Annotated in this window: 20 protein-coding genes; 4 read left to right on the forward strand and 16 right to left on the reverse strand. The window is 53.5% G+C overall.

Translation table 11 applies throughout. From position 1 onward, the window contains the following. Positions 1 to 28: 28 nt before the first annotated feature. The 3 genes from kduI to OGY08_RS07420 form a co-directional block, all read right to left on the reverse strand. On the reverse strand, positions 29 to 865 hold the full coding sequence (gene kduI / locus OGY08_RS07410; RefSeq protein WP_008785720.1) for a 5-dehydro-4-deoxy-D-glucuronate isomerase: 837 nt from the start codon (positions 863 to 865) through the stop codon (positions 29 to 31). 668 nt (positions 866 to 1533) lie between these two features. Beyond that, on the reverse strand, positions 1534 to 2712 hold the full coding sequence (locus OGY08_RS07415; protein ID WP_032944867.1) for an acetyl-CoA C-acetyltransferase: 1179 nt from the start codon (positions 2710 to 2712) through the stop codon (positions 1534 to 1536). A 102-nt stretch (positions 2713 to 2814) separates the two neighbouring features. Further along, positions 2815 to 3699 carry a LysR family transcriptional regulator gene (locus tag OGY08_RS07420; protein WP_008785722.1) on the reverse strand — a complete coding sequence of 295 codons (885 nt, stop codon included), beginning with the start codon at positions 3697 to 3699 and terminating at the stop codon, positions 2815 to 2817. 101 nt (positions 3700 to 3800) lie between these two features. Here OGY08_RS07420 and OGY08_RS07425 point away from each other — a divergent pair, with 101 nt between their 5' ends. Continuing rightward, on the forward strand, positions 3801 to 4256 hold the full coding sequence (locus OGY08_RS07425) for a multidrug/biocide efflux PACE transporter (protein WP_008785723.1): 456 nt from the start codon (positions 3801 to 3803) through the stop codon (positions 4254 to 4256). A gap of 142 nt (positions 4257 to 4398) precedes the next feature. After that, positions 4399 to 5628 carry an amino acid permease gene (locus OGY08_RS07430; RefSeq protein WP_008785724.1) on the forward strand — a complete coding sequence of 410 codons (1230 nt, stop codon included), beginning with the start codon at positions 4399 to 4401 and terminating at the stop codon, positions 5626 to 5628. Between the two features lie 52 nt (positions 5629 to 5680). Here OGY08_RS07430 and rcnR read toward each other — a convergent pair whose 3' ends face one another. Beyond that, positions 5681 to 5953, reverse strand: coding sequence for a Ni(II)/Co(II)-binding transcriptional repressor RcnR (gene rcnR / locus OGY08_RS07435; RefSeq protein ID WP_003825567.1), 273 nt, complete (start codon positions 5951 to 5953; stop codon positions 5681 to 5683). A gap of 121 nt (positions 5954 to 6074) precedes the next feature. On the opposite strand from rcnR, the gene OGY08_RS07440 reads away from it, so the two are divergent. Further along, a complete protein-coding gene (locus OGY08_RS07440; RefSeq protein ID WP_153752315.1) occupies positions 6075 to 6965 on the forward strand; it encodes a nickel/cobalt efflux protein RcnA in 891 nt (296 codons plus the stop codon). Positions 6966 to 7010: 45 nt separating this feature from the next. Here the strand turns inward: OGY08_RS07440 and OGY08_RS07445 are convergent, their stop codons facing one another. The 7 genes from OGY08_RS07445 to OGY08_RS07475 all read right to left on the reverse strand — a co-directional run bounded on the left by OGY08_RS07445 (position 7011) and on the right by OGY08_RS07475 (position 15514). Continuing rightward, positions 7011 to 8393, reverse strand: coding sequence for an amidohydrolase family protein (locus OGY08_RS07445; protein ID WP_125363281.1), 1383 nt, complete (start codon positions 8391 to 8393; stop codon positions 7011 to 7013). 12 nt (positions 8394 to 8405) lie between these two features. Then, positions 8406 to 9356 (reverse strand): carbamate kinase family protein, encoded by a 951-nt coding sequence (locus OGY08_RS07450; protein WP_008785727.1) that lies wholly within the window; start codon positions 9354 to 9356, stop codon positions 8406 to 8408. Between the two features lie 26 nt (positions 9357 to 9382). Then, entirely contained in the window at positions 9383 to 10933 is a 1551-nt protein-coding gene (locus OGY08_RS07455; RefSeq protein WP_003825560.1) for a hypothetical protein, read from the reverse strand. A 117-nt stretch (positions 10934 to 11050) separates the two neighbouring features. Beyond that, positions 11051 to 12469 (reverse strand): YlbE family protein, encoded by a 1419-nt coding sequence (locus tag OGY08_RS07460; protein ID WP_125363282.1) that lies wholly within the window; start codon positions 12467 to 12469, stop codon positions 11051 to 11053. Continuing rightward, on the reverse strand, positions 12469 to 14016 hold the full coding sequence (gene fdrA / locus OGY08_RS07465; protein ID WP_286565852.1) for an acyl-CoA synthetase FdrA: 1548 nt from the start codon (positions 14014 to 14016) through the stop codon (positions 12469 to 12471). Before fdrA ends, OGY08_RS07460 begins: the two co-directional genes overlap by 1 nt. Further along, positions 13994 to 14893: an oxamate carbamoyltransferase subunit AllH family protein gene (locus OGY08_RS07470; protein ID WP_502873275.1), complete on the reverse strand. Its 900-nt coding sequence runs from the start codon at positions 14891 to 14893 to the stop codon at positions 13994 to 13996. Before OGY08_RS07470 ends, fdrA begins: the two co-directional genes overlap by 23 nt. 15 nt (positions 14894 to 14908) lie before the next feature. Beyond that, positions 14909 to 15514, reverse strand: coding sequence for an ankyrin repeat domain-containing protein (locus OGY08_RS07475; RefSeq protein WP_008785731.1), 606 nt, complete (start codon positions 15512 to 15514; stop codon positions 14909 to 14911). Between the two features lie 390 nt (positions 15515 to 15904). Between OGY08_RS07475 and OGY08_RS07480 the strand changes: the two genes are divergently transcribed. Continuing rightward, the gene (locus OGY08_RS07480) at positions 15905 to 16834 is read left to right on the forward strand and encodes a LysR substrate-binding domain-containing protein (RefSeq protein ID WP_003825551.1); all 930 of its coding nucleotides are present in this window, start codon (positions 15905 to 15907) and stop codon (positions 16832 to 16834) included. Between the two features lie 42 nt (positions 16835 to 16876). On the opposite strand, the gene OGY08_RS07485 is transcribed toward OGY08_RS07480, so the two are convergent. The 5 genes from OGY08_RS07485 to pgaB all read right to left on the reverse strand — a co-directional run bounded on the left by OGY08_RS07485 (position 16877) and on the right by pgaB (position 21329). Continuing rightward, positions 16877 to 17149: a GNAT family N-acetyltransferase gene (locus tag OGY08_RS07485; RefSeq protein WP_003033869.1), complete on the reverse strand. Its 273-nt coding sequence runs from the start codon at positions 17147 to 17149 to the stop codon at positions 16877 to 16879. Between the two features lie 11 nt (positions 17150 to 17160). Beyond that, on the reverse strand, positions 17161 to 17391 hold the full coding sequence (gene yjdI / locus OGY08_RS07490; protein WP_003825544.1) for a 4Fe-4S mono-cluster protein YjdI: 231 nt from the start codon (positions 17389 to 17391) through the stop codon (positions 17161 to 17163). Positions 17392 to 17473: 82 nt separating this feature from the next. Continuing rightward, positions 17474 to 17980 carry a poly-beta-1,6-N-acetyl-D-glucosamine biosynthesis protein PgaD gene (gene pgaD / locus OGY08_RS07495; RefSeq protein WP_125363285.1) on the reverse strand — a complete coding sequence of 169 codons (507 nt, stop codon included), beginning with the start codon at positions 17978 to 17980 and terminating at the stop codon, positions 17474 to 17476. Next, positions 17977 to 19311 (reverse strand): poly-beta-1,6-N-acetyl-D-glucosamine synthase, encoded by a 1335-nt coding sequence (gene pgaC / locus OGY08_RS07500; protein WP_003033859.1) that lies wholly within the window; start codon positions 19309 to 19311, stop codon positions 17977 to 17979. Before pgaC ends, pgaD begins: the two co-directional genes overlap by 4 nt. Further along, complete coding sequence (gene pgaB / locus OGY08_RS07505; RefSeq protein WP_048215612.1) at positions 19308 to 21329, reverse strand: poly-beta-1,6-N-acetyl-D-glucosamine N-deacetylase PgaB; 2022 nt, start codon at positions 21327 to 21329, stop codon at positions 19308 to 19310. The genes pgaC and pgaB overlap by 4 nt, the downstream gene beginning before the upstream one ends. Between the last annotated feature and the right edge of the window lie 9 nt (positions 21330 to 21338).

The raw sequence follows: 21338 nt of genomic DNA on the forward strand, positions 1-21338 counted from the left end.
CCGCAGCAGGCACGGCTGTCGCCCGCAACTAGCGCAGATCTTTTACTGCAACATGGTCCATATCATCAAAGACCTGGTTTTCGCCGACCATGCCCCAAATGAACGTATAAGCTTTTGTGCCGACACCGGAGTGAATAGACCAGCTTGGAGAAATCACCGCCTGCTCGTTGTGCATCACAATATGACGCGTTTCCTGAGGCTGACCCATCATGTGGAAGACGCAGGTGTCTTCTTCCATATTGAAGTAGAAATAGACTTCCATACGACGTTCATGGGTATGACACGGCATGGTGTTCCACAGGTTACCCGGTGCCAGTTCAGTCAGACCCATGCTCAACTGGCAGGTTTCCAGAACATCCGGCACAAAGTATTTGTTGATGGTACGACGGTTACTGGTGAGGTTATCGCCCAGCGTCACTGGCGCAACGTCTGCAGGCGTGACTTTCTTAGTTGGGTAAGTCGTGTGTGCCGGCGCGCAGTTGTAGTAAAACTTCGCCGGTTTCGCCGTATCAATACTGGCGAATACCACTTCTTTTGCCCCTTTTCCGACGTACAGCGCGTCGCGATGACCAATTTCATAGCACTGGCCGTCAACGGTAATCGTGCCCGGGCCGCCGATATTGATCACACCCAGCTCACGACGTTCGAGGAAATAGGTTACGCCCAGCTGTTTGCCGACTTCGCCACCCACAGAGACGGTTTTGGCCACTGGCATAATGCCGCCAACAATGATGCGGTCGATGTGGCTGTAGACCATGGTGTATTCATCTGCGACAAACACTTCTTCGACCAAAAACTCATTACGCAGCCCCTGAGTGTCCAGGGTTTTCGCATGCGCACTATGGATACTTTGTCTTACGTCCACATTTACCTCCAGTGATAAATTGACCGTGAATGCTTAAACGAATAGCAAAACGCTGTTCCGTTTTATCTTATGCGCTCATGATATCCCTCCCTGAATGTGTTTTCAATTATAACTAAAACGATGTTTCACTTTTTCCGCATCTTATTATCAAAAGTGTAAGTGCGATCACGCTAGCGCATATAAATCGCAAAATTTGTTTCAATAAAATCATTTAAAACAATTAGATAGATAAAAACACAAAAAAGTAGATCATTAGTGGCAGGGATAAGATATTGAAAATACAGCCAGGCTCATACGTCATTCACACACCTTTTCTAACAAAGTGCGCTATCAATCACATGAAATGAAACAACGTTTTGATATGTTGGCAGGGTTTAGAGTGTATGTTTCTGTAACTGGCCTTGCCCTCCTGCTGGAGGGCTTTTTTATAGAGGAAGAGATAACACGGCAGAAAACTGTTCGAGAAGAAAAATATATACCCTAAATAATTCGAGTTGCAGGACAAAACTTCCCGGCCGTTTTGAACAGCGCTTGCGCTGGCCCCGAAGGGGTGAGGCCGTAAGGCCGAATCACGCGGCGACGCAGCGAATTCCCCGGAGCGTACATAAGTACGTGACTGGGGTGAGCGAGTAAAGCCAACGCACATGCAGCTTGAAGTATGACGGGGATTAGTCTCGTTCGATAGCGAGCGCCACCCCCTGACCACCACCAATACACAGCGTTGCCAGGCCCTTGTGCGCCCGACGTTTCACCATTTCATGTACCAGCGAAACCAGAATACGACAGCCAGAAGCGCCAATCGGATGGCCGAGCGCAATGGCCCCGCCGTTCACATTCACCCGCCGTTCATCCCACTCCAGCATTTTCCCAACGGATAATGCCTGCGCGGCGAAGGCTTCATTAGCTTCGATAAGATCAACATCAGCCAGTTGCCAGCCCACGCGCTCAAGGCAGCGGCGTGTTGCATACACTGGCGCAATCCCCATGAGCGCAGGGTCGACTCCGACGCTGGCAAAGGCGCGAATACGGGCCAACACAGGTAAGTTAAGTTCCTGCGCCTTGGCCTCGCTCATCATCATCACCGCAGCGGCACCGTCGTTGATGGATGACGCGTTACCCGCCGTTACCGAACCGAGTCTGTCAAAGGTAGGATCCAGACGCGCCAGCCCCTCGGCGCTGGCATCAGTACGCGGTTGTTCGTCGGTGTCCACCACGAACGATTGCCCATTACGCTGTGTTACCACCGGCACGATTTCATCTTTAAAGCGTCCGGCATCAATTGCCATCCGCGCTTTGTGCTGCGAGTGCAGCGCGTAGGCATCCTGCAATTCGCGGCTGATTCCGTATTCTCGCGCCAGGTTTTCCGCGGTAACGCCCATGTGATAATCGTTGAAGGCATCCCACAGACCGTCATGTACCAGGCTGTCGACCAGTTGGCTGTTCCCCAGCTGTGCGCCAGTGCGGCTATCGGTAAGGACATGCGGTGCACGGCTCATATTCTCTTGCCCGCCCGCAATCACAATGTCGGCTTCGCCACACTGGATAGCCTGGGTCGCCAGATGCAGCGCTTTCAGACCCGAGCCACAGACATCGTTAATGGTGATGGCGGAAACGGTATTGGGTAGCCCACCATTGATGGCAGACTGACGCGCAGGGTTCTGCCCGGCACCTGCGGTAAGCACCTGTCCGAGGATCACTTCATCCACAGCGTGAACGTCCACGCCCGTGCGTTCCAGTAACGCCTTGACCACCATGCTGCCTAACTCAACGGCAGAGTGGCGCGCCAGCGTCCCCTGGAAGCAGCCAATCGGTGTCCTTAATGCCCCGACGATCACAACCTCTTTCATCACTACCTCAGCGCAAAATAACATCGCAATAGTAGATGATTGTTAAAAATAGTTATCAAGGTTGTTTAAAAACGGTGATTTTTATCACAAAGGAAATTCGTATCACTTATTGGTCATCTGAACTCCACTCTGCTGCAAATGGTCACGCAGCCAGCTTCCTGCCACACCAGGCGGTGATTTCTTATTCCACAACAGATCGATAGAGATAGCCTTTGGCCAGCCAGGCATCTTTAATTGCACCAGTGGTTTTTCTGCCGCAAACTCCTCCACCAGCGCACAAGGGAGCGCGCACCAGCCGAATCCCTGAACAGCCATACTTAGCAATAACAGATAGTTAGGAGCAGACCAGACGGGACCGCGCGCCACGTTGGTGCCGCTTTCCAGATAGGTATTCAAGCGCAGCTCGCGCCAGGTGTGTAGCTGCTCCCACTGCAGTTTTTCTTGAGCCGCGAGCGGATGCGACGCTGCAACGTATAATCCCATCCAGGTTTGCATCGGCAGACGCGTAACGCCCATGTCGGTCGGGTAATCTTCCCGCGCCTCGATCAACCCCACCTGAGCACGTCCTTTTTGCAGCAGATCGATCACGTCTTCATCTTCACCAATCAGGCATTCAAACTCGGTATGGGGAAACTTGCGATCAAACTGCACCATCAACTCTTCCAGCACATCCGGATGCAGCGTGTCAGACAGCACAAAGGTCAGACGCGCCTCAGTTTCACCCGACAGCGAGATCGCCGCCTCATCGAGACGTTCGCTGGCCGTCAGAATAGCCTGCACATAGCCCAACACCCGCTTACCTTCCTCGGTCAGCGTTGGCTGGCGGGATGAGCGGTCAAACAGCGCAAAACCAAGATCGGCTTCCAGATGCGCAATGGCCGTACTGATAGTGGACTGGCTTTTACGTAGCCGCCGGGCCGCCGCAGAAAATGAACCGCAGGAAACGGTCTCCACAAATGCCGTTAATGCTTCAGGAGAATAACGCATGAACTATCTACTTTATCGATGGATACTATCTTTTAGATATCACATAAAACGATAAAATTGCCACCATTCCGTTATCCGGGCATCAAAGAAGGTTTTAGGTTATGCAACACGATACTGTCCAACGCCGCTCGTTAGTGGAGCGTATTTTTCATGCCGTCTGCTTTGAAGGCATTGCCACCGCGATCCTCGCACCAACCACCGCATGGTTGATGCAGCGCTCGGTGCTGGAAATGGGCGGACTGACCATTCTTCTCGCCACCACAGCGATGATCTGGAATATCATTTATAACGCCCTGTTTGACCGTTTGTGGCCGTCACACCTGGTAAAACGTACGGCGAAAGTGCGAGCATTTCACGCCTTAGGCTTCGAGAGCGGTTTTATTGTGATCGGGGTGAGCATCGTGGCGTATGTGCTGAACGTCAGCCTGGTTCAGGCATTCACGCTGGAAATAGGTTTCTTCCTGTTCTTCCTGCCGTACACCATGTTCTATAACTGGGCTTATGACACGTTACGCGAGCGCGTTATGAAGCGCCGCCAGCAGCGCGTTACTGCCTGATAATTAAAATAATAGTCGGAATCTTCTCGGTTCCGGCTATTGTCCCATTCACTCGCCCGCTTGTTCACACCTCCCCCAGCCCCTGCCATTTGTGGTAAATTGCGCTTCTTTTTGTTTATTTTATAGTTGATACGTTCAAATAATGTCGAAATTTTGGTCAAAAGAAGAGACTCTCTGGAGCTTCGCACTATATGGGACTGCCGTCGGCGCAGGAACCCTATTCCTACCCATACAGCTGGGTTCTGCAGGCGCGGTGGTATTGTTTATCACCGCACTCGTCGCCTGGCCTTTAACCTACTGGCCGCACAAGGCGCTGTGTCAGTTTATCCTGTCCTCAAAAACGTCGGCTGGTGAAGGGATCACTGGCGCGGTTACCCACTACTACGGCAAGAAGATTGGCAGCCTGATCACCACCCTCTATTTTATTGCCTTCTTTGTGGTGGTGCTGATCTACGCCGTAGCGATAACCAATTCACTCACTGAACAGCTGGCCAAACATATCACTATCGATCTGCGGATCCGCATGTTGGTCAGCCTTGGCGTGGTGCTGGTGCTGAACCTGATTTTTCTGATGGGCCGGCAAGCCACTATTCGGGTCATGGGCTTTTTGGTGTTCCCGCTCATCGCGTACTTTTTGTTCCTTTCGCTCTACCTGACCGGAAGCTGGCAGCCAACGCTACTCACCGGCCAGATGTCTTTCGATCAGCACACGCTTCATCAGGTTTGGATATCTATTCCCGTGATGGTTTTCGCTTTTAGCCATACGCCAATTATCTCTACGTTCGCCATCGACAGACGAGAGAAATACGGCGAGCAGGCCATGGGTAAATGCAAAAAAATCATGAAGGTAGCCTACGTCATCATCTGCCTGAGCGTACTGTTTTTCGTCTTCAGCTGCTTGCTTTCGATTCCGACAAACTATATCGAAGACGCGAAAAATGAAGGCGTGACGATTCTTTCCGCGCTGTCGATGATGCCAAACGCACCGGCATGGCTGTCGATTTCCGGGATCATCGTTGCCGTTGTCGCGATGTCAAAATCGTTCCTCGGCACCTACTTTGGCGTGATTGAAGGGGCAACGGAGGTAGTAAAAACGTCGTTGCATCAGGTGGGTGTGAAGAAAAGCCGGGCCTTTAACCGCGCTCTGTCCATCATGCTTGTCTCGGCTATCACGTTTATCATCTGCTGCATTAATCCTAATGCTATTTCAATGATTTACGCGATAAGCGGCCCGCTGATTGCCATGATTCTATTTATCATGCCGACATTGTCTACCTATCTGATCCCGGCGCTGAAGCCATACCGTTCAGTGGGTAATCTGATCACCCTGATTGTCGGTCTGCTGTGCGTATCTGTGATGTTTTTTGGCTAGAACGTGTTGTTTAGCGGCTCATTCCAGTAAGCGGATGAGCCGTTAAACTGACTTATTTGATGTACGAATCCAGCACTTTCAGGACCACATCCAAATCCTCTTCGCGCTTAATTTCATCGCCCTGATGCACAATGTGCTCGGTCAGATGACCTTTAATCACTTCACGCATTAATCCATTTACTGCCCCGCGGATCGCCGCTATTTGCTGCAATACTGCCGCGCATTCATGCGGTTCATCCAGCATGGTTTTCAACGCTGCTACCTGCCCCTGAATCTTGCTGGTTCGGGCTTTCAGCTTTTGTTTGTCGCGGATCGTATGTGACATAACTTTACCTTTTTAACGTCTGGCTGTAGGGACAATACCATCGACATTCTACTGGGGGGTAGTATTTGATACTGGGGGGGGAGTAGAATCAGGCGAAATTAAACAACTAAGAATCATTCTCATGGGTGAGTTTTCTACGCTTCTTCAGCAAGGTAACGCCTGGTTTTTCATTCCCAGCGCGATTCTATTGGGTGTGTTGCACGGTCTGGAACCGGGGCATTCCAAGACGATGATGGCGGCCTTTATTATTGCCATTAAGGGGACCATCAAACAGGCGGTGATGCTGGGGCTGGCAGCAACGCTGTCGCATACCGCCGTGGTATGGCTGATTGCGCTCGGCGGGATGTATATCAGCAAAGCGTTTACTGCCCAGGCCGTTGAGCCCTGGCTGCAGTTTGTCTCGGCGATTATTATTCTCGGGACCGCATTCTGGATGTTCTGGCGAACCTGGCAGGGAGAGCAGAACTGGCTGGCCCAGACGCATCACGACCACAATCACGAGCATCACCACCACCATGATCATGACGACCATCATCATGACCACGATGACGATCATCACCATCATCATCACGAACACGAGCATAATCACGACCATGCCGCACTGGCAGGACTCACCGAAGGCTCGAAAGAGTATCAGGATGCCCACGAACGGGCCCATGCCACCGATATTCAGCGCCGCTTTGCGGGCAAAGAGGTCACCAACGGCCAAATATTATTGTTCGGTCTGACCGGCGGGCTAATCCCGTGCCCAGCCGCCATTACGGTGCTGCTAATTTGCATCCAGCTCAAAGCCTTCACGCTGGGCGCGACCATGGTGCTGTGCTTCAGCCTCGGGCTGGCGCTGACGCTGGTAACGGTGGGCGTGGGAGCGGCAATCAGCGTGCAGCAGGCGGCCAAACGCTGGAGCGGATTTAACACGATGGCCCGCAAAGCACCCTATTTTTCCAGTGTGCTCATTGCGATGGTCGGCTTATATATGGGGATTCACGGCTATATGGGGATCGTCGGTTAACACCAAGAGAGCGCAGCAGCGATTGCCGCTGCGCGTAAAACCTGGCTAGCTTGCGACATTCCCCCACACCAGTTGCCCTTTATGGAAGGTCGCGGTGCGTGGAGAAATTCGCGCGACCGCTTCCGCCGAACAGGAGGCATCCACCAGCACAAAGCTGGCTTCATCCTGCGCTTTCGGCCAGACGCGCTCGCCTTTATCGTTAAGCGGCAACACATCGCCGGTGGCGAGGAATAACGCCCGCGACAGGTTCAGTTCGTTGGGGCGAATATAGAGCTGCGCGTACAGATTTGCCTTTTCCAGCATGTCGCCCAGCCCATACGGCGACCAGTGATCAATTACGCTGTCGGTGCCGGTAATCACTTCCACGCCTTTATCACGCAACTGCTTGAGCGGCATGTGCAAGGTGCCGATCGGCACCGTCGAGGCAATGGTAATCTGCTGTGCCGCCATGCGGCCCGCCAACGTGTCTACCTGCTGTTCGTTCAACGTTGCCAGCGCAAACGCGTGGCTGATGGTCAGTTTGCCCTTTAACTGCGGCGTTTTCTCCACCGTTTCCACCATGTAATTCACCGCCGCCACACCCGCGGGACTGGTTTCATGCAGATGGATATCTACACCTTTATCGTAATCCAGAGCAATCTGGAACATGGTGTCGAGGGATTTTTCCATCGCCCCATCGACGCTGGTTGGGTCCAGACCGCCGACGTAATGCGCTCCTGCCTGCATCGCTTCACGCATCAGCGGTTCAGATTTTGATAACAACAGGCCATGCTGCGGAAATGCCACGATTTCACAGGCAAAACCCGGTTGACGACGCGCCAGTACCGCCTGCAGGTTTTCGAGATTTTTCAGCCCGGAAACCGGTTCTATGTTGCAGTGGCTGCGGGCGACAGAGGTGCCTTTTGACTGCAGTAGATCGATCAGCTTTTCCGCGCGCTCCTGCGTATAAGGCTGGAGTTCAGGCAGCAGCTTTTGTTCCAGGCGGATCATATCCTGAATAGTGGTGCCCGCCGGACGGTTCAGCGAACGCCAGGGGCCACCGTAAAAGGTTTTATCCAGATGGATGTGCATGTCGCGCATGGCGGGCAGCATCAGCTTTCCACCCGCATCGTAGTGCGGCAGCGTCGCATCCGGATGCTGCTTATTCTCGCGCAGCGCAACGATTTTTCCGTCCTGGATTTCAACGGTTTGCAGCGCGGTACGGGTGTGCACCACCACCGAGTTTTCGTAATCAAAGCCCGCTTCCAGCAGGACGTTATCCAGGTAATAGTGTTTATCGTTAATCGTCATTGTGCCCTTCGACCCGCAGGTGTTCCCGACAGGATTAGCAGCATACGCGACCGGAGCGACCGCGCCAAACAGCGCGGCAGCGGTCACCATTTTTCCGCTCTGGCTTAAAAATTCACGGCGGCTGTTACTTTCCTTCATTCACGTCTCCTCTCAGGAATGGACAATATGGGTGCCCGTTTCGCCGCGCAGTGCGGCAGGCAGGCATTCCGGCGTGGTGATGATTACTCGTTTACCGCCACGCTCCAGAAACGCCAGGCTGGCAACGATCTTGGGTAACATGCTGCCAGGCGGGAAATGCCCCTCCTGCATGTAACGGGTCATCGTTGCAACATCCACCGTATCCAGCGCCTGCTGGTTGGGTTTGCCAAAATGAATACAGACCTGCTCGACGCCGGTGGTGATCACCAAAATGTCGGCGCGGATCTCCTGCGCCAGTAGCGCCGTGGAGAGATCTTTATCAATCACCGCGTCCACGCTCTGGTAATCCCCTTGATCGCTACGCACCACCGGGATCCCGCCGCCGCCCGCGCCAATAACCACAAAGCCTTGCTGGGTCAGAGTTTTGATCGCCTCCGCCTCGACAATGCGCTTCGGTTGTGGAGAGGCGACTACCCGACGGTAGCCGCGCCCCGAATCCTCAACAAAGCGCCAGCCCGGATTGACCCGCTGCAGTTCATCACGCTGCACTTCGCTAAAGAACGCTCCAATGGGCTTGGTCGGATTAGCGAAGCCCGGATCGTTTTTGTCGACCTCCACCTGCGTGACCACCGTAACTGCCCTCTGCTCACCGCGCCGCGCCAGACGGTTATTCAGCGCCTGTTGGATCAGGTAACCGATACCGCCCTGCGTATCGGCAACGCAGTTTGCCAGCGGGGTAAGCGGCAGCCCTTCACGCTCGTGCGCGATTTCCGCACGCCGCAGATCCAGCCCTACCTGTGGCCCGTTACCGTGCGTCAGCACAATGTTGTAGTCCGATGCCAGCATCTCCAGCACCGTATCCGCTACCGCTTTCACCGCTTCAGCCTGGTGTTCAATCGACTGGCTGGCGTTATCTTTGATAATGCTGTTGCCGCCAATGGCAACGACCACAAGTTCTTTCATAGTGTTATCTTCCGCTTGCAGGCAATTCAGGTCGTTTTCGTCGGTTCCTGCTCAGGCGCAGTCACCGCTTCACGGCTATCAAGAACATGCTTGAGGACAAACATGCCGCTCATCATCAGGTAGGCCACAACAAACATCATTGAGCTGCCTTCCGCAAAGCCAACCGCCGGGGAGTGGATCACGCCAAACAGCGATAACAGCGCGCCAAAGGCTGCGGCAATCGCGCCGCGCAGCGGCTTGTTCATAATGGCGAAGATAGCGACGCAGCCCCAAAGCATGCTGGCCAGCGGTGCACCGCTTCCCAGATGCACCAGTCCGTCGTAATAGACACCTTTGCTGTGCAGCAAGTCACTACCCAGTTTCCCCGCGGAAGTTCCGGCGGCACCCATCACGCTGTTGACGATGGTCAATGCCCAGTTGGCGATCCACGGGAACAGACAGATGAAGATAACGGGAACCTCGACTTTGGGCGTTTCTCGCACCACCTGGTTGGCGGTCACCACGCCGATAAACACCAGAATCGGCACTATCGCGGTCATCGGAATAATGGCGAGCATAAACGCGCCCAGCCCAAACAGCGGCACCAGGAACATGGTGATGCCTGAAGCGAGGGTATAGCCGATGCTGGCGCCCATCGCTTTCCAGCCCGCATGCCCAACATATACGGTCACCGGGAACGGGTTACCCAGCATGCAGCCGAGCATGGAGGCAAAGCCGTTCGCCATCATGACCTTACGGGTGTTGTACTCATCCCCCGCCGCGTGCGCACTTTCAATGTTCTCAAGGTCAAAAATGTAGTTCGCCAGGCCCAGAGGAACTGCAGAAGCCAGATACGGCAGTGCGTGCGGCAAACCTTGCAGGAAGCTGTCGACATGAATTTCCGGCGGGTTGAAGCCAAAGGAAGACATCGACGCTTTAATGGCTTCCGGGCTTTGTAAACCGGAGATCCACGCCAGGGCTGTACCGGCAATCAGCAACAGCAAACCGGTAGGAATACGGGCAAAAATCGGCTTCTTACCGAACCAGTTAATGAAGATCAGCAACAGGACGATGAAAGAAACCGTCGGCGCTTCGAATGCCTGCAGCATCGGGTTCATCGCCAGCAGCAACAGCCCCAGGCCGGACAGACAAGAAAGCAGTACCGTACGCGGGATCATCTTGCGGATGGTCTCGCCCAGGAAGGAGCCGCCGACCAGGATCAACGCTTCGACAAAGCACCACACCAGGGCTATCTGGATAGCGAAGTTGGCATCTTTGGTTTGCTGATAAACCGGCATCAGCACCAGGAAGGTCACGGTGAAGATTGACGGTGCACTCGGTCCGGACGGCAGCGCCGTTACGTCGTTACGCCCGGTGTGCTTTGCCATCTGCAGGCCAAACCAGGCGTAGCAGACGCTGGCCACCAGCACCGCCAGACCAAAGGCAGGCGCAATACGACCGTAGACAATTTCGGTAGGGATCCCGACGACAAAAATGAGCAGCCCCATCATTGTCAGCAGGTTAGTCAGGTTGTTGGTCATCAGCCCAAAGTAAGCCGCCCAGTCACCACGTTTCCATTCTAGTTTTATGCTGTTCATGGAATATCCTTAACAGGTTAAGCATCATTTGCGATCGCGGAGATCGCCCGGCCCTGCAGGTAAGCAACGTTTTTCGCTTCGCTACTGTGGGGCTAACCGCGTTAGCCCCGGTTATTGTTATTGGCAGTAGCGGTCGCGCCAGTTGAGGAGCGCCTTTTCAAAACAGGCGAACGGCGGGTGAACTATTCCGGCGCCGATCATGCCGATCCCCGCGTCTTTGTGCGCAATAGCGGTGTTGATCACCGGCAGAATGCCGGTGCTGCCTACGCGCGTAATATCAATAGCAGTCGGTACGCCCATAAAACCAAGCAGCGGAATGGTGACGTTGGGGTTTTCGCCGAGAGTGATTTCTCGCATCTGGCGAGAGAAATCAACGGCCTCTTCGACCGTACCGCCCACCAGCGCTACGATGGCCGGTGCCGTCGCCATCGCGAAACCGCCAATGCCGTAGGTTTCGGTGATCGCGCTATCGCCGATATCACGTCCGGAATCTTCCGGCTTATAGCCCGCAAACATCGGTCCAATCACCTGCTGCGCCGGACCGGTAAACCACTGGCCCGGTAAGCCACTAATGCGCAGACCGAACTCAACGCCGTTGCGCGCCATCGTCGTCACCACGGTGCTGTATTCAATACCGTGTGCAGCGTCCATTGCGGCTTTACACATCGCCATCCAGGTCGGTCCGGAGAAGTAATCACTACTGAGGACGAACTCGAACACCTCACGTTGCTGCTCAACCGGATAGCCGGTCTGAATAATCCACGGCGTCAGCGCCTGAATCAGCAGCGCCGTCCCGGCGTTGTTGCGGTTATGGCACTCATCACCCATGTGCAATGCCTGCGCCAGCATCAGGCGCAGATCGATTTCGCCCGCCAGTTTCATAGCGTCGCGCAGCATCGGTCCCAGCACATCGCGCATCCAGTTCAAACGATCGATAACGCTCTGATCGTTCGCGCCCATACGCAGGATCTTCGCCATCTGCTCGCTCATATTGGTATATGCGCGGTTGCCATAGGTTTTGTTCTCGACGATGTGCATAAACATCGATGCCGATGTCACGCCCGCCATCGAGCCGACACAGTCATGCTCGTGGCACGGAGAGAAGATGATTTCACCCGAGGCGGCCAGTTCGGCGGCTTCATCCAGATCTTTCGCCAGCCCTTCAAAGACCAGCGCCCCGGTTACCGCCCCCTTCATTGCGCCGCACATTTTTTCCCAGCGGATTGGCGGCCCGGCGTGCAGGATGGTGTTACGGGTCATGCCCGGCACGACGTTGATCGCCTGGTCATAGCCAATCAGCACCGGATGCGACTGGATAATGCGTTCCAGCGCCTGCTGGTTAGCGGCCGCGATTTTGTCTGCCAACGGTGAATCGGCAATATCATCCAGTGCCGCTACCACCTGCATGTTGCCCTGGCCCGGCGGTGTCCAGTCGAGCTGAGTCACCGGTACGTTCTGCTTTTTCAGGTCATCGCTGAACATTGCTATGCCAACGTTAATCACGTTCAGCGGCTGGTTAAACAGTGTCTGGCTCATCAGGCTTCCTCCCCTTTACAGATAAATTCACGCGCCAGCAATCCTGTGTTGGTGCTACTGCTCGCCCAGATAACCCCGGCGTCGGTCAGCATCTGACACTGTTTTTCCAGCGACGGCGTATCAAGATCGGTTCCCAGCACATAGCCGAGGATCTCAAGCTGACGACCGTCTGCGACGGCGATCGCTTTGGCTTCAACGATCGCATCGAGCATCACGCCAACCGGATCTTCATGCGATCCAAATCCAAGGACGAAGTCCATCACGATCACGCCAACTTCAGGATCGCGCGCTTCCTGTAACAGACGACTAATGCGGTTGGTGGGATCGATCATCGGGTGCGGTTTGCCATTGGTAAAATCGTCATCACCGAAATCGAGGAAGGTATGCGCCACGCTGCGGTTGAGATCTTTCAGGCGGAACGCCGGATCCGGATGAATGTTGCTGTAAACTTCGGCATGTTTTTCCATGGCAGCAAACATCGCCTCATCGCACAACGTGCCGCCACAGAACAAGCCACGGATGTACTTTTGCTGTGGGGTCAGACGGGCGCGAACCTCTTCAATCAGCGGCCAGTTGAGCGGATGCAGATCCAGACTCTCTTTTTTCACGCCGGTCAGCAGTACCGCTTTCAACGCCGCCTCTTTAGTACCGCGGGCAAACTGCAGGCCTTTTTCATCCGCAGGCGCGGCTTCACGTCCGAGGAAACACACCACCACGGGCTTATGACAGGCGCGCGCACGTTCCAGCACCTTGCGCGCCACCGCTGGCGCAGGTGGTTTGGAGATAAGTGCGATGATCTCAGTTTGCGGATCGGCCTCCAGCATGCCAATCGCGTCAAGCATCATCAGGCCGCCAATCTTTTCGCTAAGATCGCGTCCACCTGTGCCAATCAACTGGGAAATTCCGCCGCCAAATTCGTGAATGCGTACGCTCAGCTCCTGGCTGCCGGTACCGGAGGCACCAATAATTCCGATGTTGCCGCGACGCACCGCGTTGCCAAAACACAGCGCCGCGCCGTTAATGATGGCGGTTCCGCAATCTGGCCCCATCATCAACAGTCCTTTTTCATGCGCCAGCTGCTTAAGCGCCAGCTCGTCCTCAAGAGAGACGTTGTCAGAGAACAGCATCACATTGAGGTTATTTTGCAGCGCCTGGCGCGCTTCACGCGCGGCAAACAGGCCATTGACTGAGATCACCGCCAGATTGCTCTCAGGAACATGCTTCTTCGCGCTGGCAAGCGTGGCATAGCGCGCTTCATGCTGGCCACCCTGCTCTTTATGCGTAAACAGATCGTCAATCGCCACCAGCGTTTGGTCGTTCGCCGCCTCGCTGGCGCCTTTAATGACAATCATCAGATCGCCACTTTTCGCCTCTTCCAGCTCAGGCGTCAGCAGGCCGAGATTCTTCAGTACGCCCTTATTCATCTCTGTCGCCATAGCCACAAACGCCTGCTCAACGCCATCGAGCTTATTTGCGCGCGTGGAGATAGACATCAGTGAGACAGAATCAAAATACGTGTTCTTTTTAACAACTATCCTGATCGACATAATTCCCTCCGGACCTGTGGCTCAGGGCGCAGGCATCCGCCATGCCATACAGCATGTCGCAGCCAGAACTTGAACCGATATTTTTAATGTCAGTAATATATTGCGTAGAAACGAGTTGTTGCTCAGTAATAAATTGGTTCAGCAGCCGTCCGATGCTTTCCCGATAACGCTGATTAAATGCTTCCTCTAGCGTTATTTTGCTAAGTAGCGTTGTATTATTTCCTGCACGTTGCAATGCCGCTAAAAAATCATATCTATATTTCCTCAGCGGATGTCCGGGAATAAATAAAATGGTGCTTAAGCCTACTAAATAATCATCCGATGAGGGCGTCAGCCCTATCCCCAAACCAATTAAATGGCTGACCGCCGTAGTAATATTTTCTCCTGTACGCAACGCCGTCAGTAATGTTTGTCGGCGGTTGAGTAATTGACGGGTGATTTCCTGATAAAACGGATTGTCACCCCGGTACAGAAATAATGTGTCGTCGCTTGTTAGCTGTTGGCGGATAACCTCTTCCCAGTGCTGCCAGCCGACTGCGGCAAGGCTTGCTGCATCAGATGTCCACCGTGGTATTCGCCACAGCTGGCAACCGGCGGTTTCTATCCATTTATCATTGCCAACAACTATTCCCGACCCGCTAAAATTGACCCGCTCACCGGGGTGAAACAGGTCTTCACAATGCGTCAGCGCCAACCGACAGCTGTTAGGTGCGTTATCACAATCTTCACTCAGTAACGTCAGCAGCCGCTGCTGTTCGGGTATCAACAGGTTTACCGCGTGGGAAAAAACCTGTTCAACCCGTCCCGTTCCCCGGAAAGTGAGAAACGCGCTGTCTGCGGTTAGCGCCCGTACGCATCGCCGTGATGGCGTAGCGATAATGGCGCTCCTGTGTCAGGCTCCGGCCGCAATCAGCAGCTCGGCAATTTCGTGGTACCCTTTCTCTCGCGCCAGTTCCAGCGGGGTTTTACCGTATTTATCCGTCATGTGCGGGTTTGCGCCATGGTCGAGCAGCAGCTTAACGATCTCCTGCTGCTTCGCACCGCCGTCATTTAGCACGATGGCTTCCAGGAGCGGCGTCCAGCCAACAAAATTAGTATGGTTGACATTGATATCGGTACGCAGCAGTAGTTCGCGCACGATCTCGACATGACCTTTTTCGCTGGCAGGTGTAATACCAACGCCGCCAAAACGGCTCAGGCAATTGAGGTCAGGGTCAGCCGGTAATACCGTACGCAACAGCGTTAAATCATTCGTCAGGCAGCTAATCAGGAAGGGGTTAAAACAAGTTTGATCTTGTTTATTAATATCGGCACCCGCAGCAATCAATAAAGAAACACAGTCATAATGTTTATTCAGGCTGGCAATAATAATGGCAGTACGCCCCTGGCGGTTAGTGGCGTTAATATCCACATTTTTTGCCAGACAGGATTTTAATCCATCGGCATTGCCCTGTTCTGCCGCCAGCAGAAATTCAGTAATGAGTTCTTTCTCTGACATAATCGCTCTCCTGCAGTTTTTTAGACTTTTTAAATATCCGATAACCTGAGAATAGCAATAGAGTGCAGAGAATAACATCCGCTTAAATTTCATTCATCGTTAGCGCATCGATTATTGAATCAATTTTAACAATGAGGACAAAACGTGCTGTAGTGCAATCTTTCCCTTATGGCTGGGGCCCTTTTAGCCACTAATCAGTAGTCCGGGAAATCAGGCGGTATGCTGCACGGATAGCGGCCTGCAATTAAAATACAGAAGTGTGATTGCCTTCAAATCAAATGTAAAACTAGTGTTAAATTCTGTTCAAAACTGATTGCTCTGTATAAGGATTACAAATACATTCAACAATCATCGTGTTGCGGATGCGCATTGTCGCCGGAGGGGAGAAAGATGAATTCAATATTTACCGAGGAAAACCTACTGGCATTTACGATGGCTGCCCGCTATAGCAGTTTCAGCAAGGCAGCGGAGGAGCTTGGCTTAACCACATCGGCAATTAGTTACACCATTAAGCGCATGGAAATGGGTCTCGACGTGGTGCTGTTTACCCGCAGTACTCGCAGCATTGAGCTGACCGAGTCCGGACGCTATCTGTTTCGCAAGGCGACCGACCTGCTCAACGATTTCCACGCAATCAAGCGCAGCATTGATACCATCGCTCAGGGAATTGAGGCTCGGGTGCGCATCTGCATTAACCAACTGTTGTATACCCCTCAACATACGGCGAGGCTGCTGCAGGTACTCAAGAAACAGTTTCCAACCTGCCAGATAACCGTCACTACAGAGGTGTATAACGGCGTCTGGGATTCGATCATCAATAACCTGGCCAATATCGCCATTGGCGCGCCCGATACATTACTGGACGGCGGCGGAATTGATTACACCGAGATCGGCGCGATCCGTTGGTCGTTCGCGATTGCCCCGGATCATCCGCTGGCGTTTATGCCTGAACCCATCTCTGAGAGCCAACTGCGCCTGTACCCGAACATCATGGTGGAAGACACCGCGCACACCATCAACAAAAAAGTCGGTTGGCTGTTACACGGTCAAGAGTCGATTCTGGTTCCCGATTTTAATACCAAGTGCCAGTGCCAGATCCTGGGGGAGGGCATCGGTTTTCTGCCAGACTATATGGTGCGCGAGGCGATGGAAAAGTCGTTGCTGGTGACACGGCAGATCCACAACCCACGTCAGGATTCACGAATGCTTTTGGCAACCCAGCATTCGGCAACCGGTCGTGTCACTCAGTGGATTAAAAAAGAGTTTGGCCCACAAGGGATACTGACGGGGATTTATCAGGATTTACTGCATCGGGCGTGATGCACCGGATGGCTGTTATACCTTCCGGTGCATATAAGATAATCAGGCGCGGATATCGTCGTACTCGCGGGTTTTATCAAATTCATGTTTGGCAAACGGGCACAGCGGAATAACTTTGCGGTTTTCAGCGCGCATCTTCTCTACCACTTTCGCCACCAGCTGTTTGCCGACGCCCTGACCTTTCAGGCTGGGATCAACATCGGTATGTTCAATGATGCTCAGATGCTCGCCCGTCGGCACGAAAACAATCTCGGCAACCTGGTTGCCCTCAGCATCATTGACATAAAACTTGTTATGGCCTGCAAGAATTTCCATGCTTCCCTCACTCATTTTTGGCGATATTTCAGCGCACCGCTCGGACAGGTATCGATGACCTTGATGACCGTGGCAACGTCCACTTCATCCGGAATAATCCACGGTTTACGTTTCAGGTTAAACAGCTTCGCGCTTCCCCGCACGCAATTGCCCGAATGCTGACACATCGCCGTGTTGAAGTAGACGTCAATCTTCTCGCCGGTATAGGCCCGGTAACCTGCATCCAGTAGTTCCTTATCCACGACATTGCCTCGCATTTTTTTATTGTCTGGGTCTAATCATAGACCTATGCGAGGCTGAAGGAAGCGGCTGAAAGCAGAAATATCATTCAGGCTTTTTCTGTATCGACGGCTGCGGCTCTGGCGGCAAATACTCCAGCATCGCTGGCGTCGGCGGCGGGAGGCGGTTATCGGCAATATCCCTGTCCACATCGATATGACTGATTTCGCCATTCTCATGATGGTGGACCGTCAGCACCCTCGCCTTGTTCAGTTCCATAACCAGCTCCCGGGTAATACGCAAACTTTCTGCCAGCTCATGGTCTTCAAGCCCGGGTCTGCGACTGCGGCGTTCGACCCGAAAACGAAACTGGTTGTACTTCGCCCAGCCAATCAGCACCAGGCCGTTGACCAGGGCGACAAGGATATAAAACGTGACCGTATCCAGCGTGGTGAAAAAGGGTCGCACACCCATATACGGTGAATGCGCCAGTGCAGTGATCAGCCCTTTATAGATCAAATAGATAAATCCAACCCATGCGATGGCCGTCAACAACACATCGATGATGCGCGGCAGCAAACGCCGCTCCGTGAAGATCAGTGGCTGGTTCATGATTCGATCCTCCCAATACCGCGGTCAGGACTCACCCAACGCGCTCTGCCACGTTTGCGTTTGAGCATCACTTTCGGGAACGCGACCAGCGTGGTGAACAGACTTAGCATCCAGTACACCACCGGGAACCAGATAATCCAGAACAACGAGGCGCCAATGCCTTTTTCATAGCGTCGTTCAATCATCAGGCTCACCGCAAACTGCAACAAGCACACCACGCCGAGGATAAGCCCGGTAAAGGCTGGCGGGAACAGATGCTGTACATACAGCGAGTCCGGCATCGGGATCATCAGCCCTAACAGGAACAGCACGATACTGATCGCATAGGCAAACGACCAGGCGGTAGAAAAACAGAACTCAAGAAACAGCGGCCACATGCGACGGAACTCCCACGACCACAGACGACGCATGTTAACGATAAACACCTCTGCACCACCCTGCGCCCAGCGCAAACGCTGCTTCCATAGCCCTTTTAATGTTTCAGGCATCAGGATCCAGCACAGTGCGCGCGGCTCAAAGAATACCGACCAGTGGCGCAATTGCAGCTTCCAGCTGATATCGATATCTTCGGTGATCATGTCCGGGCTCCAGTAACCGACCTCGGCCAACGCGCGACGACGAAACGCCGCAACTACGCCGGAAACGGTAAAGATCTGCCCATAGACTCGCTGAGTACGCTTAATTAAGCCGATAATGGAAGAGAACTCACCGACCTGAACACGACCAATTAACGTAGAGCGGGTTCGAATACGCGGGTTCCCCGTCACTGCACCAACGCGCGGGAACTGGATCAGCGGAGCCACAATATAGGCAACGGCATCACGATCCAGTAACGCATCGCCATCAATGCACACCAGGTAATCACTGCGCGCAGCGGCTGCACCGGTCTTGAGCGCCAGCGCTTTACCCTGGTTTTCAGCAAGATGAATCACCCGCAGGCTGGGGTATTCCACTGCCAGTTGTTCCAGCACGTCGTGAGTGTCATCCGTCGAACCATCGTTGATGGCGATCACTTCGATATTCTTATATCGCTGTGCCAGTGCGGCCTCAATGGTTTCACGCGCGTTAATCCCTTCGTTAAAACAGGGGATCAGAATGGAAACCAGTGGATTCCCCGGCAGGGTCGGTGGTGGCGTGTCATCTCCCCATTTCCAGTGACGTTCACGGTAAAACCAGAAATAGACCCCGCCGCTTATCCACAAAGCAGACATGAACAAAGGCCAGAAGAAGACGAAGTTCAACATCACTTCACCTGTAAAGATGACAGCCACGCCAAACGGCAGGCTGAACATCAGGCAAAGTATCAGGAAAGCAATAATGCGATCGGTCATTTTTGCGGATACCAGTATGAGGAGAACGTCGAGCGAATCTCTGACATCTCAGGTTTGTCGCTGATGAAATCATCCGGGTAATAGCCGTAGTTACCTGCACCGCTTAATTTCAGCTGGCGCATCCATTCGGCTATTTGTTTTCCGCTGATTTCAGCCTGATCCCCGGATTTACGCCAGTCTCGTGCCTGCAGTTCAAACACGGTTTTATCCAGCGCCCCAGGGGTTTGTGCAACGGCATTCACCAGTCGGTCAAGCCATGCGTTGGCATCATTGGCCGGGATCTGTTCCATGAATGGCATCGCCATCGGCGCCGTCCAGTCATAGGTATTGAGGAAATCATTCAGGTTTTGTGCAAACCAGGCTTCACTTTCAGGCTCCAGTACCGGCATGGCGTAAATATTGCGCGCAGTTTGCACCTGTGGACCGCGAATATTACGCACCGTCCGGGTCAGTTGTTTGGTGAAGTCAATCAGCATCTTACTTTTCAGGCGAGTCCAGCGCTCGAACGCCTGAGGATTATTACGTATTTGCTCGATACTGCCCGGAAGCCCTGCGGCACGGTAGGCGGCTAACGCCTCCGGTGACGCATCTTCAAAATCCGTCAAGAAAGCATCGTCATGGAACAAAATACCTTTGAAGCTGGCGTGCTTCGCCAGGTCTTCATAGATTTCAGTGATGCGTTTGCGCGCTTCGCTGTCCCAGGGCGAGAGACGAACATAGTTCTCGTGATTGATAGCAGTGCGCCCCGTTTTCGGATCCCATGCGGTTACGCGTGGAATGGACGCGTCGAGATCGAAAGCCAGAACCGGCATCCAGGCATACACCGTCACCCCTGCCCGCGTTTGTAACTGCCAGGAGATATAGTTAAAGAGATCGGCACGCATCGGCAGCCAGCGGTTGGGGAAATAGAGTTCGCGAATATTCCCGTCGCCCTGCGGATCGGCGTACGCCTGCAGGAAGACATGAGAGATACGCATGTCATAAACGCGCTGGATCAGCTTATCGATATTTCGCTTCTGCTGAGCAGGGTCTTTGTCATACACGTAATCCAGATCGACATGCATCACGCGCATCGTCTGTGGTTCACGGACCTGAGCGACCTGACTGGCAAAGCGCTTAAGGGATGGGTTATCAGAAATCAGCACGCGCGGAATATCATCGAGAAACGCGGCATTTGCCAACCCTTCATTAAGCGTAAAGGCCATCTTATAGCCATGCTCTTTGGCCAGGTTTAACGTTGTACCGTTGGCTGCGCCGTAAGGCCATACCCACGCGCGCGGCGATTTGCCGGTCACCGCTTTGATCTTGTTAGTGATCAGAGAGATATCCGTGTTTATACGTCGCGTGTACTGTTCGTCCGTTTCGTAAGTGCCGGTTTTCTTATCATACAGGCGGTTCGCCACAGCGGGCTCTTTACTCCCCTGCGGGTTGGCCTCAGCGCCAAAGTGCGAGTTCCAGGTGTGCGCACCGACTTCTACCAACGGCGACTTGCCCATTTCTTCGACCATTTTCCAGGTGGCGAATTTATCTCGCGCGGTCATTAAGCCGCCAAAATCGACTTTTTTGTTGGCTGGCGCATCAACCCAACTGCCTACTGGTGCCCAGAGTGCAGGCCAGTTGTAGGCTTTCAGCAATGGCCAGACGCGGGTATAAAAACTGCTATATCCGTCGTCAAAGGTGAGTAATACCGCTTTTTCCGGCAGTACAATTTTACCGTCATGGGCGTCCAGAATTTGCTGCACGCTGATCGGCTGATAGCCATTATCACGCAGCCAGGCCATTTGGTCGCTCAACGCGCTGGTACGCACAGAGAGGTAGCGCTGGTCGGCTGCACCATCCTCCACATCATGGTAGCCGAGCACCAGAAAGCTATTTTTCGGCCACGGATGATCCGCCGTCAGCGGTGTTCTCTCTGCGGGAGGAACATAGCGAGGCGTTGTATTGTGCGCGCTGCTGCACGCGGTAATCATCAACCAGCCAGCGATTAATGCGCTAAGCCACAGGCATCTTTTCAGCATGAACAATCC

Origin of the sequence: Citrobacter sp. Cpo069, assembly GCF_030332785.1 — a bacterium.
Classification (GTDB): Bacteria; Pseudomonadota; Gammaproteobacteria; order Enterobacterales; family Enterobacteriaceae; genus Citrobacter; species Citrobacter portucalensis.